10 protein-coding genes and 3 tRNA genes are annotated in these 13000 nt (G+C 57.3%); 8 read left to right on the top strand and 5 right to left on the bottom strand.

Translation table 11 applies throughout. The features are described from left to right. Window positions 1–1241: leucyl aminopeptidase (locus WD429_RS09635; RefSeq protein ID WP_368421960.1), on the bottom strand; the 1241-nt coding region annotated here is incomplete at its 3' end. 230 nt (window positions 1242–1471) lie between these two features. On the opposite strand from WD429_RS09635, the gene lptF reads away from it, so the two are divergent. Further along, window positions 1472–2569 carry an LPS export ABC transporter permease LptF gene (gene lptF, locus WD429_RS09630; protein WP_368421959.1) on the top strand — a complete coding sequence of 366 codons (1098 nt, stop codon included), beginning with the start codon at window positions 1472–1474 and terminating at the stop codon, window positions 2567–2569. Continuing rightward, on the top strand, window positions 2562–3623 hold the full coding sequence (gene lptG, locus WD429_RS09625) for an LPS export ABC transporter permease LptG (protein ID WP_368421958.1): 1062 nt from the start codon (window positions 2562–2564) through the stop codon (window positions 3621–3623). The genes lptF and lptG overlap by 8 nt, the downstream gene beginning before the upstream one ends. Before the next feature lie 3 nt (window positions 3624–3626). On the opposite strand, the gene WD429_RS09620 is transcribed toward lptG, so the two are convergent. Beyond that, entirely contained in the window at window positions 3627–4163 is a 537-nt protein-coding gene (locus tag WD429_RS09620; protein ID WP_368421957.1) for an RDD family protein, read from the bottom strand. Between the two features lie 130 nt (window positions 4164–4293). Here WD429_RS09620 and alaS point away from each other — a divergent pair, with 130 nt between their 5' ends. From alaS to WD429_RS09590, 6 genes are all read left to right on the top strand, one after another. Next, window positions 4294–6924, top strand: coding sequence for an alanine--tRNA ligase (gene alaS, locus WD429_RS09615; RefSeq protein ID WP_368421956.1), 2631 nt, complete (start codon window positions 4294–4296; stop codon window positions 6922–6924). A gap of 104 nt (window positions 6925–7028) precedes the next feature. After that, complete coding sequence (locus tag WD429_RS09610; protein ID WP_368421955.1) at window positions 7029–8264, top strand: aspartate kinase; 1236 nt, start codon at window positions 7029–7031, stop codon at window positions 8262–8264. Between the two features lie 182 nt (window positions 8265–8446). After that, window positions 8447–8644: a carbon storage regulator CsrA gene (gene csrA / locus WD429_RS09605; protein ID WP_248184444.1), complete on the top strand. Its 198-nt coding sequence runs from the start codon at window positions 8447–8449 to the stop codon at window positions 8642–8644. 127 nt (window positions 8645–8771) lie between these two features. Beyond that, window positions 8772–8861 (top strand) — tRNA-Ser (locus tag WD429_RS09600). 60 nt (window positions 8862–8921) lie between these two features. Further along, a tRNA-Arg gene (locus WD429_RS09595) sits at window positions 8922–8998 on the top strand. 20 nt (window positions 8999–9018) lie between these two features. After that, a tRNA-Arg gene (locus WD429_RS09590) sits at window positions 9019–9095 on the top strand. 76 nt (window positions 9096–9171) lie between these two features. Here WD429_RS09590 and WD429_RS09585 read toward each other — a convergent pair. The 3 genes from WD429_RS09585 to WD429_RS09575 all read right to left on the bottom strand — a co-directional run bounded on the left by WD429_RS09585 (window position 9172) and on the right by WD429_RS09575 (window position 12992). Then, on the bottom strand, window positions 9172–11277 hold the full coding sequence (locus tag WD429_RS09585; RefSeq protein WP_368421954.1) for a TonB-dependent receptor: 2106 nt from the start codon (window positions 11275–11277) through the stop codon (window positions 9172–9174). Between the two features lie 112 nt (window positions 11278–11389). Next, the gene (locus WD429_RS09580) at window positions 11390–12172 is read right to left on the bottom strand and encodes an IucA/IucC family C-terminal-domain containing protein (RefSeq protein ID WP_368421953.1); all 783 of its coding nucleotides are present in this window, start codon (window positions 12170–12172) and stop codon (window positions 11390–11392) included. Next, window positions 12156–12992, bottom strand: coding sequence for an ABC transporter ATP-binding protein (locus WD429_RS09575; RefSeq protein ID WP_368421952.1), 837 nt, complete (start codon window positions 12990–12992; stop codon window positions 12156–12158). The genes WD429_RS09580 and WD429_RS09575 overlap by 17 nt, the downstream gene beginning before the upstream one ends. Window positions 12993–13000: the final 8 nt, after the last annotated feature.

Raw genomic sequence — 13000 nt, 5'->3', positions numbered from 1 at the left:
CGATCACCCGCGCGCTCACCGGCTGCGAGCAGTTCGTTGGCCAGGTCATCGTTGTTGCTCAGCAGGCCGGTGGCGTGGCTGCCCAGGGCAATGATGCAGGCACCGGTGAGAGTGGCCATGTCCACCACGACTTCCGGATCGAATTTTTTCACGTAGGTGAGGGCGTCGCACAGAACCAGACGGCCTTCAGCGTCGGTGTTGAGGATTTCGATGGTCTGTCCGGACATGGAGGTGACAATATCGCCGGGGCGTGTTGCTGTGCCGCTGGGCATGTTTTCGGCGGCGGCAATCACGGCGACCACGTTGATGTTCGGTTTGGTTTCCGCAATCGCCTGCATGGCACCGAATACGGCAGCAGCGCCGCCCATGTCGTATTTCATTTCATCCATGCCCTCGCCCGGCTTGAGGCTGATGCCGCCAGTGTCGAAGGTGATGCCTTTGCCTACCAGAACGTAGGGTTTGTCCTTGGCTTTGCCGCCCCGGTATTCCATGACGATGAGTTTGGCGGGCTGGGCGCTCCCGGCGGATACAGACAACAGGCTGTGCATGCCCAGTTTTCTCATCTGTTTTTCATCAAGGATATCGGTCTTGATGACGTCGTGATCTTTTGCAAGTTGTTCCGCGCGTTCGCCAAGCCAGGTTGGGTGGCAGATATTGGGCGGGGTATTGCCCAGGTCACGGGTGAAGTTCATGCCGCGGCCGGTGGCCAGGCCAAGGTTAAAGGCATCTTTGAGTGCCTTGCCGGTACCGGAGGCCGCCACAGTCACTTTATTAAGTTTGCTCGCGGGCGGCTTTTCGCTCTTGAATTCGGTGAAAGTGTAAAGTTGTTCCTCAAGTGTGCGGCCAATCAGGCTCAGGCGAGCACTCTCGGAGCTGACGGCGTCCTCGCCGGTAACCGATGTGTCGGCCAGGGCGATCAACGCTGATTTTGACGGGCCATCCTTGAGTTGTCCCACCATCGCGATCAGCGCTTTGCGATAGCTGGCTGGTGACCGGTCCTTGTCGCTACCGGTGCCAACCACCAGTACACGGTTCCAGGGTTGATCCGTGACAGGAACGATGCTGGTCGCTGCGTTCTTGCCGGAGAGGTCGCCAGCCTGTTGCAGCGTTTTGATCAGCCCGCCAAGTGCCTCATCGGCCTGGGTGGTTGAGGCCGGCCAAGTGCCCTTGTCAGGGAGGGCGACGACGAGGGTATCGGCCTTGATGCTGGTGGTCGCTTTGGTGCTCAGGCTGAAATTCATGACAACTCCTGGTTTTGGATTCCTGATGTTTTGGTGCCCGGATTATTAGGAGACGTAGTAAGCCTCTCTGAATCGAAAGCAATACCTGTAGCATTGGGGTTTCCGGAGGATTTATCAAGCGGTGACAGCTCCTTAACCTGCAGTGCTGTCATTCAGTCCGCAGGTTACTTAGAATACCACCGTCTTTTTCAATCTACCCACAGCGCCTTATCCCGGCCAGAGACAACGTTTTGACCATCGTTTTCCGATACCTTGCCCGTCAGACCATAGTCAGCATGCTTGCCGTGTCCGGCATTCTGTTGCTGGTCTTTATGAGTGGGCGCTTCATCAAGTATCTGGCTGACGCCGCGGCGGGCGAGCTGGCGGCCGATGTGCTGTTCCAGATCATGGCTTACCGGTTCCCCGGCTTTCTTGAGCTGATCCTGCCGCTGGGTTTTTTCATCGGAACCCTTCTGGCGTATGGGCGGATGTACCTTGAGAGTGAGATGACCGTGCTGTTCGCCTGTGGCATGAGTGACCGGCAGATCCTCGGCAAAACGTTGTTGGCCAGTATTCCGGTGATGTTGATTGTTGGCGCGCTGAGCCTGTATGTGTCGCCCTGGGGCATGAAACAGGTTGAGGGTATTTTCAATGAGCAGCGCAAGGCTACGGAATTCGAGATGCTTGCGCCGGGGCGTTTTCAGGACCTGGAATCCGGCGGACGTGTGACCTACACCGAGGGCCTCAGTGATAACAAGCGTGTGCTGGAAGGCGTGTTCATGGCGGAGTACGGGCAGGAAGGCCTGACCATTATCACGGCGGACTACGGTTCCCAGGTGATTGACGAGGAAACCGGTAGCCGGTTTCTGATCCTCGAGGATGGTGGACGTTTCCAGGGCACGCCTGGACAACTGGAATATCAGATCACCGGCTTCGATGCCTATGGGCTCAAGATCCAGAGTGGAGAGGGTGGCGACAGAGAAACGGATGAAGGCAAAAGTACGCTGGCCCTGATGGCTTCAGACAACCCCGAAGACCGTGCTCTGTTGCACTGGCGGTTCACGCTTCCCTTGATTGTTCCGATTGTCACTTTGCTGGCGGTGCGCCTGAGCCGGGTGAACCCTCGTCAGGGCCGGTTTTTCCATCTATTGCCGGCCATGCTGGTCTACATCACGTACCTCGGGTTATTGATTGTGGCCAGGGATGCGATGGCTGACTCGAAAGTGCCCGAATGGATCGGGATGCTCTGGGTGCATGCTCTTTTCCTTGGTCTGGGGCTCTGGCTTCAGTTTGGTCCGGCCTGGCTTTACAGGCGCCGTCTGACCCGGGAGGGCCGTGCCGGTGCGTAAGATTGATCAATACGTGATGCGAACGGTCGGCGGTGCCATGTTCCTGGTCATGGTGGTGGTGCTGTCGTTGGACCTGATTTTCGGCTTTATTGCCGAACTGGAAGATACCCGCAACGATTACCAGACCGTTGAGGCCTTGTGGTACGTGATGATGACACTTCCCCGGCGGATCTATGATTATCTGCCGTTGGGTGCCTTCATGGGCTGCCTGGTGGGTCTTGGTGCAATGGCGAGTTCGTCTGAACTGACGGTCATTCGTGCGGCGGGTGTATCTCTCAAGCGGATTGTCTGGTCGGCCATGAAACCCGCGCTGATCATCGTCGTTATCGGGTTGCTGATCGGCGAATACGTGGCACCGCCGGCAGAACGTTTGGCCCAGAGCCAGAAGGCGATTGCACAGGGTGCCGGGGAAAATATCGCATCGGCCTCTGGTATCTGGCATCGGGAAGGCAATGTGTTCATGCACCTGAATGCGGTCAGTCCGAATGGCGAGCTCAGAGGGGTGTCGCTGTTCCGTTTCGATGCTGAGCGTTGGATGCTTTCTGCCAGTTTCGCTGAAAAGGCAACCTATCAGGGGGGGCATTGGCAGCTGGAAAATGTGGCGACCACGGTCATGGCTGAAGATCAACTGACTCAGGAAGTTCAAGGCACCCAGCGTTGGGATACCGGGCTGTCGCCCGAGGTATTGAGCGTGCTGATCGTCAAGCCTGAAAATCTGCCCGTGACCGGCTTATACACCTACGCCAGCTACCTCGACGAGCAGGGCCTGAGTTCCGCGAATTACTGGCTCGCGTTCTGGAAGAAGGTACTGATGCCGCTGGGCACGGCGGTGATGGTGCTGGTCGCCATTTCCTTTATCTTTGGTCCATTGCGGTCGGTCACGATGGGTTTTCGGGTGTTTACCGGGTTGATCGTCGGCCTGCTGTTCAAATACATGCAGGACCTGCTGGGGCCGATGAGCCTGGTTTTCGGGTTTAATCCGGTGCTGGCGATCCTTGTGCCCATTGCTATCAATGCGGCGGTCGGTGCCATACTGATGCGACGGGCCGGGTAACGATCAGTCTTTGGCAGGGTTGGGAACCTGGACGACCACACTGTCAGAAAAGCGGTCGGTGACGGACAGGCCGTTGATGGGCCAGAACAGCGCCAGCATTGCGGGAACGGTGATGATCAGGGTCAGTGTCCCGACATAGTAGGACGCCAGTAATGTCACGAAAAATACCGCCGCCGCCGTGACATATCGCTTCAGCGCCTGGGTCCAGTTCACCGAGGTGCCGTCCAGATTTTCAATCCGGATGCGCCATACCTGCATGGCCAGGGTTTGACCGGTGCGCGTCCAGAAGTAGGCAAAAAACAGGTAGAGCACCAGAAACAGCACGAAAGTCAGCAGCGGGTCGCCTCCCAGTGCGCCGCTCTCAGCCATTTGCTCGTAACGGTCCCAGCCGGTAACCCAGCCCGCCATCATTGTGTAGATCCAGGTCGCTACCAAAAGCACCGCGATACAGATCAGGCCATCGTAAATGATCGCCAGAAGTCGTTTGATAAAGGTGGCGGGGGGCAGCAGTTCCTCGGCGTCGTGGAAGCGTCGGGGCATGGGATCTCCTGTGATGTTGCACGTTTTTCCTGTTCTCAGCGTGTGCTAGAGTAGCGGATTTGCACGCGCATGTAAGTATGTGTTCTCAATCGTGAACCCGTTCGGGTTTATAGAAAGGTATCAAAGGGCTATGAAAACCGCAGAGTTGCGACAGGCGTTTCTGGACTATTTCAAGCAGCAGGGTCACACCATTGTGTCAAGCAGTTCGCTGGTGCCGGCGGACGATCCGACCCTGTTGTTCACCAATGCGGGGATGAATCAGTTCAAGGACTCGTTTCTCGGCCGTGAAGATCGCGGTTACACTCGCGCGACCAGTTCCCAGAAATGCGTCCGTGCCGGCGGCAAGCACAATGACCTCGAGAATGTGGGTTACACCGCACGCCATCATACCTTCTTTGAAATGCTGGGTAATTTCAGCTTTGGTGACTATTTTAAACGCGAAGCGATCAACTACGCCTGGACCTTCCTTACCGGTGAAAGCTGGCTGAAACTGCCTGAAGACAAGCTTTGGATAACGGTGTACGCCTCGGATGACGAAGCCTACGACATCTGGAACAAGGAAATTGGTGTTCCGGCGGAACGCATCGTGCGCATTGGTGACAACAAGGGCACGCCCTATGCCTCGGATAATTTCTGGCAGATGGGCGATACCGGGCCCTGCGGCCCGTGTAGTGAGATTTTCTACGATCACGGTCCGGACGTGGCGGGTGGGCCTCCTGGCAGTCCGGAAGAAGACGGCGACCGTTATATCGAAATCTGGAACGTGGTCTTCATGCAATACAACCGCACCGCTGACGGCGAAATGCTGAACCTGCCCAAGCCATCGGTGGATACCGGTATGGGGCTGGAGCGCATCACCGCCGTTCTGCAGGGGGTGCACAGCAATTATGAAATCGACCTGATGCAGGATCTGCTCAAGTCGGCTTCCGACATTCTCGGCGGAGTCGCCACGACGGAGGCGTCACTGCGCGTTGTTGCGGATCACATTCGCTCATGTGCTTTCCTGATCGCGGATGGCGTCATGCCCTCTAATGAAGGGCGGGGGTTTGTCCTGCGTCGCATCATCCGTCGCGCGGCACGTCACGGTAACAAGTTGGGCGCAACCCAGCCGTTTTTTCATAAGCTGACGGGTGCCCTGGTCGAGTTGATGGGAGACGCCTATCCACAGCTGGTCAGTAGCCGTAAGCAGATTGAGAAAGTGCTGTTGCAGGAAGAAGAACAGTTCGTCAAGACGCTGGATAAAGGCCTGCGTTTGCTGGAACAGGACATCGCCGAGCTCAAAAGTGATGTTATCCCCGGTGAAACCATCTTTGCCCTTTACGATACCTACGGTTTTCCGGTGGATCTGACCAACGATATCGCCCGGGAGCGCGGCCTGACGCTTGATTACCAAGGCTACGAGCAGGCCATGGAGCGTCAGCGCGAGCGGGCCCGAGCGGCAAGCAAGTTCGGTATTGACTATAACGCGGCGGGCCTGAGCATCGAAGGCACCACCGAATTCACCGGTTATGATCACATCGATGGCCATGAAGCGATTCGGACGGTGATTGTCGGTGATCAGGAACAAACCGCGGAAGCCGGGGATGAAGCCGTGATTGTTCTGGAGCGCACGCCGTTCTACGCCGAATCCGGTGGTCAGGTGGGCGATACCGGGCTACTGACCTGGAGTGGTGGCCGTTTTCTGGTGACCGATACCCGGAAAGAAGGCGACAACCACCTGCATATCGGCACCGTGCTCGAGGGTGAGCTTTTCCCCGGGCTGGAAGTGGACGCCCGCATTGATCATGCCCGCCGTGAGCGCACCAAGCGCAACCACTCAGCGACCCATCTCATGCACGCGGCGTTGCGCAGCGTGCTGGGCGAACATGTTACCCAGAAGGGGTCGCTGGTCGACCCGGACAAGCTGCGCTTTGATTTCTCGCACTTTGAAGCGGTGACGGCAGAGCAGCTGCAGGAAATTGAGCGCCAGGTTAACGAGCAGATCCTGTCCAACACGCCGGTGCAGACTGAAATCACCGATATGGAGCAGGCCCAGGCGAAGGGCGCAATGGCGTTGTTTGGTGAAAAGTACGGCGATACCGTGCGGGTTCTGAGCATGGGTTCTGACGCCTACTCCGTCGAGCTGTGTGGCGGTACTCACGTAGCGCGCACGGGTGATATCGGCCTGTTCCGCATCACCTCGGAAAGTGGCATTTCCTCGGGCGTACGCCGCATTGAGGCGGTGACCGGCTTCGGTGCGCTTGAATGGGTGGATGAAACCGAGCGGACTCTTCGCGAAGCGTCACGGCTGGTGAAAGGCTCCCGTGAAACCCTGCTTGAAAAAGTGCAGCAAACCCTGGATCGGAACCGTCAGCTCGAAAAAGAGATGACCGCCCTCAAGGCCAGGTTGGCGAGTTCGGCGGGCACCGATCTGGCGGGTTCAGCCGTTGACGTTGCCGGCCTGAAGGTGGTGGCTTCCGAACTGGAGGGCGCTGATCGGCAGGCGCTGATGGAGACCGCGGATCAGCTCAAGAACAAGCTTGGGGAAGGTGTCGTGGTGTTGGCCAGCGTGGACGACGGTAAAGTGACCCTGGTGGCAGGCGTGACCAAGTCAGCAACCGGGCGGATCAAAGCGGGAGACCTGATGAAGTACCTCGCCGCCCAGGTGGATGGCAAAGGCGGTGGCCGTCCCGACATGGCTCAGGGCGGTGGCAACGATCCGTCGAAATTGGCGGAGGCGCTGGCAGGCGTTCCAGCGTGGGTTGAAAAAAATAGTGCATAAGCAACTGTTTTGACAGTGAGCGGGCGTTTATAATTCCGCCTGCTTGAATTGAAACCGGCGGGGCGCGGCTCCGCCTTTGTCCTATTCTGGATACCGGGAAGAACATGGCGCTGTTGGTTCAGAAATTCGGTGGTACCTCGGTAGGCACGACCGAGCGCATTGAGGCGGTGGCCGAAAAAGTGTGCCGCTTCCGCCGTGAGGGTCACGACGTGGTCGTTGTGGTGTCTGCCATGAGTGGCGAGACCAATCGCCTCATCGGATTGGCACGCGGCATTATGGAAGAGCCTACGCCCAGAGAGATGGATGTGCTGGTCTCGACCGGGGAGCAGGTGACCATAGCGCTGTTGTCGATGGCGTTACAGAAGCTTGGTTGCAGTGCCCGCTCCTACACCGGGTCGCAGGTGCGCATCGTGACCGACAGTGCCCACACCAAGGCGCGCATCAAACAGATTGATGAGCAGCGTATGCGGGAAGACCTGGACGCTGGCAGTGTTGTGGTTGTGGCTGGATTTCAGGGCATCGATGAGAGCGGTAATATTACCACCCTTGGCCGTGGCGGTTCGGACACCACGGCGGTGGCCCTGGCGGCGGCTCTTAGGGCGGATGAATGTCAGATCTATACCGACGTGGACGGGGTTTACACCACCGATCCCCGGGTTGTGGACACCGCCCGACGCTTGCAGAAAATTACCTTTGAGGAAATGCTGGAAATGGCCAGCCTGGGCTCAAAGGTCCTGCAGATTCGCGCCGTCGAGTTTGCAGGCAAGTACAATGTTCCGCTGAGGGTTCTTTCCAGCTTCCAGGAAGGTGAAGGTACCCTGATTACTCTTGAGGATGATAACGCCATGGAACAACCGGTCGTTTCCGGCATCGCTTTTAACCGTGACGAAGCCAAAGTCACCATATCCGGTGTGCCTGATACACCCGGCAGTGCTTTGCGTATATTGAAGCCGATCAGTGATGCCAACATCGAAGTCGACATGATTGTGCAGAACGTGGGGGAAGATAACCGCACGTCTTTTACGTTCACGGTCCATCGCAACGATTTCAGCCGGGCGAAAGAAGTGCTTCAGGGCGTGGCGAACGAGTTGGGTGCCCGTGAAGTGGGCGGCGATAGCCGGATTGCCAAGGTCAGTATCGTTGGCGTCGGCATGCGCTCTCACGCAGGTGTTGCCACCAAGATGTTTGAAGCCCTGTCAAATGAGGGTATAAATATTCAGATGATCTCCACATCGGAAATCAAGATTTCCGTGGTGATTGACGAGAAATATCTCGAGCTGGCGGTTCGTGCACTTCACAGTGCCTTCGAGCTGGATAAGCCTGGGGTTGAGGAAGCCTGATCACGCGGAGCACAGGTCGGTTCGCGCAGGTTTGCTGACTAAGGGAGTCATCGACTGCGCCTTTGGGCACGTTGTCCCGTATAAGGGATTGTGCGTCTTTTGAGCGGAGAGTGCCCCTACAACATAACAAAGAAGTACACTATTTTTCGGAACAGGTAGCTCTGGATAAGGGAGAACAGGATATGTTGATTTTGACTCGCCGCGTTGGCGAAACTCTGATGGTGGGTGATGACATTACCGTTACCGTCCTTGGGGTGAAAGGCAATCAGGTGCGCATTGGTGTTAATGCCCCGAAGGAAGTGGCAGTACACCGTGAAGAGATTTATCAGCGGATTCAGAGCGAAAAAGACTCTGAGGGGCCGGAACCTGGCAATAGTTGAGAAACCTGAAAAGCCGTTCCGGGACAACCTGAACGGCTTTTTTATGCACGGCCAGAATGGGTGGCAAAAAACTTATGTCAACCCTATGAAAACAGAAAAATTATGGTAGTATACGCCCCGTTCTCAAGGAGAGGTGGGTGAGTGGCTGAAACCAGTTCCCTGCTAAGGAACCGTACGAGCAATCGTACCGAGGGTTCGAATCCCTCCCTCTCCGCCATTTCTTTTCGAAGAAAATGAGAGCAGGTTGAAGTTGCATTCAACCATTGCGAATGAAAGTGCGGCTGTAGCTCAGCTGGATAGAGTACCTGGCTACGAACCAGGCGGTCGGAGGTTCGAATCCTCCCAGCCGCGCCATTTTCGCAAACCCGTTTTTAGCGGCTGTAGCTCAGCTGGATAGAGTACCTGGCTACGAACCAGGCGGTCGGAGGTTCGAATCCTCCCAGCCGCGCCAAATTTAAGTTAAAACGCCTCAACCTGAATTCTCCAGGTTGAGGCGTTTTGCGTTATGTACCCTGTTTCTCAGGCGGTTAGAAGTCCACAGAATACCCCAGGGTCATTGTGCGACCACGGCCCTTGAAGTAGCGGGCATCGTTTACCTGGGCGCTCTGGGAGTAATAGGTGATGTAATCTTCGTTGAACAGATTAGCCACGGCCAGATTAACCTTGCCGGTAGGTAGCTGATAGCCCACGGAGGCGTCAACGAGGGTGTAACCGTCAAATTCCTTTTCAGGCTCTTCGAAGCTGCGGTCAAAAGCGTGGCTGGCTTGAATCTGGGAATCCAGCTTGCTGCTCCACTGCGCGCGCCACTTGGCGGTCAGGCGGTTGGGCGGAATGTTGAGGCCGTCCAGTTTGCTGTCCACGCTGCCGTCCTGGTTGCTGTCGAACTCACCGTTGATGCGGGAATAGGCCAGTTCCACCCGGTGCTGCTCGTGCGCGTCGATGCCGAGAGTGGCTTCATAACCGTCAATCTCGGTTTTCTCTCGTCTGACGAAGTAGGTGCCATCAATCAATTCCAGTCGCGATCCGAGTTCAGAGTCCGATTCGTAATAGCTCAGCTCAAAATCCACCGGGTGGTAGTCGATGCGAAAGCCAATTTCACGGTTTTCGGTGACGACCGGCTGCAGGTCCAGAAACTCATCCACGTCCTGGTTTTCCTGATCGATGCCTCGAAGTACCCGGCCCACATCTGCCATGCCGAACCCTTCGGCGTAGTTGGCAAACACGCTGAGCCAGGTCATCGGCTTATAGACCACACCGGCGTTGAAGAGAGTTTCCTCGAAGTCCGGGTTGCCACCGTCAACGGTCACGCCATTGGCGGAGGAGAGGGTCTGGAAGGTGTCGACATCCAGCTCGGCAATTTCATGTCGCACGCCGGTGTTCAAAATCAGGTTATCAACGGGCTTGATCTCAGCCTGAAGGAAGGGCGCGTAATTGAAGAAGTCGGTTTCCGGTACCCAACTGCGGTTGGTCAGGACCAGGGTTTGGGCGGTGGTATCCTTGAGAAGGTCAAGGCCGCCGGTGAGCTTCAGGTGATCATCCAGCAGGCCTGCTTTGGTCAGGGTGAACTTGGCCCCCAGTTTGTCGGATTCCGCCTGTGACTGGTCGAACAGAGTGCCGTCCGGCGCAATAGATTCGTCCTGGAACGTCGGGGTGAGTGTCGCACCGAAGCGACCCTCGAACTGCTGGCTGTAAGCTTGAGCGTTGAACACCATGTCGTAGAGGTCATCGTGTTGATACTTAACGCTGGTGGTCAGTACCTGGTTGCGGGGAGCCTTGCCCTCGGGATCGCCCTTCACGGAGGTGGTGGGGATGCCGGCGGCGCGGTCACCATTCACGCTGACATAGTCCTGTTTGCCGGTAATGTCGTAACGGTTGATCTCGAATTCCACATTCTGGTTGTTGTCGATCCAGTAACCCAGCTTGGCGAACACGTCGTAGGCGCGTGAATTCATCAGATCACCCTGGGTGTTGTCCACGCCCACCAGGTCACCGTCGGCGTCAGTGTAGGCACCCTGTTCCTCGTAGCTGGCACCTACCAGGTATTCGAAGTCCTCACGGGTGCCTTCAACGCGGTAGTTGAGCTTGTAGCCCAGCGTGTCGGAGTCGGGGTCATCGGTCGGTGCCGTGCCCTGAATGCTGGCGTGCTGGCGTACTTGATCGCTCGAGGGGCGGCGGGTGATGAAATTGATGATGCCGCCGGGGGCACCCAGGCCGTGAATGGCGTTGGCCCCGTGAATCACCTCAATACGCTCCACCATCGACAGGTCGATGGTGTGGGTGGCGCGCCCGGTGCTGCGCAGCGGGTTTGACTGGGGCACGCCGTCGATCAGGAACAGTGCTTTGCGGCCACGGAACGTTTCACCGGAACCGGTCATTTTTTCCCGGTTCGGGGTATAGGACGGCAGCAAATTGGCGAGTGCGCGGGAGGAATCCGATGATAGATTGAGTTGCTGCTCGATCTGCTCACGGCTGATTACCGTCACCACCTGAGGCGAGTCGTCAATCTGCGTTCCTGACCGACTGGAGCTCACCACCAGTTCGTCCAGTGTTTTGCGTTCAGCTGTCTGGGCAGATGCGGTGGCAACCGCGAGAGACAAGATTGCGATGCCAAAGCTTTGAGGTTTCAATGCCATGTGAGAGATCCTGGATTGAGTTTTGGGTTATTGGATGTCGTGAAATCGGCCAGGATTTTATATTGAATGAGAATTGTTAGCAAATCGTAATGCTTGTCACGAATAATGCCCGCTATTGTCCGGTGCCTTCGTTGGACCAGGCCTGGGGTAGAGGGCAGGTGGAGCAATATTTGATGGGCTGCGTGGCCCGGTAGTAAAAGCAGCAGGTCTTGCGAAGGCGCACGGTGCTATCCGTGCAAGCCGGTCTTGGATCAAAGTAGCGTTTGAGCGGGTTGTAACCGGTACCAAAGAGGTCCTCAGGGGCACGGTGCACAAGGTAGTCGAAGTCTTGGGTGATGCGTTGCCGGGTTTCGGGGCAGGCGTGGTTGGCCATCCGTCGCTCATACAGGGAGTAGACCCGCACGGCGGTGTTTTCCCAGAGCACGGGAAGTGGCACCCGGGAAACGGCGCGAAAAGTTCGCCACAATGGGGCCAGGTGCCCGGCAAACAGCTGACTGATCACCCCATCCCGCCAGCCGTTACGCAGGCCGGAGGTAGGGGTTGAGACCGTCAGGTCTTCCAGTGGCAAACGGGATTGCCAGAGCCCGTCTTCGTGCCGGTATTCCAGGAAGCTGTTATCGATAGACAGGTTTAGCCCCCGATCCAGAGCAGACATGGCATACAGAGCGCTGGCGGTGGTCAGAAAGGCGATGCGTTTGGCCAGCAGGGAGGCGGTGACGTATCGGTTCGGCGAGCCTATGACTGGCGTTAGCCGGTCCAGCAGGTCCGTGCAGGTCTCGGGCACCAACAGCTGAGCCGCTGGCAGAGCAAAGACGTGGTCGCGGGCATGCGCCGGGATCAGTTGGCATTTTTCCGCCAGTTCTTCCTGGTGCCGAGGGTCAAGCGTCAGCCGCATCGGTGACTCCAACGGATTGGGTGGCCATAGCCTTGCCAAAGGGTACGCACAAAGGGGTGTCGAACAGCGGATCACGGATGATGCGACAGCCCAGGTTGAACACGTCCCGCACCATCGTTTCGGTCACCACATCGTCCGGGTGACCCTGGGTGTGAACTGTGCCATCCCGCAGGGCTACGATATGGTGAGCGTAACGGCAGGCCAGGTTGAGGTCGTGCAATACCATCACGATGGTCTTCTGACCTCGCCGGTTAAGGTCCGCCAGCAGATCGAGAATGTCGATCTGGTGCGTGAGGTCCAGGTAGGTGGTCGGCTCGTCCAGTAACAGCACGTCGGTGTCCTGGGCAAGCGTCATGGCGATCCAGGCTCGTTGGCGCTGGCCACCGGACAGTTCGTCCACCGGGCTGTGGGCCAGCTCTTCCAGATCGGTATCTTTCAATGCCTGATTGACCCGGTCTTCGTCCTCCCGCGTCCAGGATTGTAACCAGCGCTGATGCGGGTAACGGCCCTGACGCACCAGTTGGTGCACGGTCAGGCCCTCCGGCGCAGTGGGCCCCTGAGGCAGGATCGCCAGCCTTTGCGCTACCTGGCGGGTGGGCCGTTGCTGGATGTCGCGGCCGTCCAACAACACCACGCCCTGCCGAGGCTTGAGCAGTCTCGCGAATGCTTTCAGCAGGGTGGACTTGCCGCAGCCATTGCCGCCCACCAAAACGGTTATGCGTCCTTCGGGGATGCTCAGGTCCAGATTCCCGATCACCTGATGATCTTCGTAAGCAAGGCTCAGGGAGCGGCTTTCCAACGGTGGTGTGAGGGTAGACATAGCCAACT

Origin of the sequence: Marinobacter sp. (genome assembly GCF_040904845.1) — a bacterium.
Taxonomy (GTDB): domain Bacteria; phylum Pseudomonadota; class Gammaproteobacteria; order Pseudomonadales; family Oleiphilaceae; genus Marinobacter.
The sequence above is the reverse complement of the archived record's forward strand: the minus strand, read 5'-3'. Positions and strand labels throughout refer to the sequence as shown.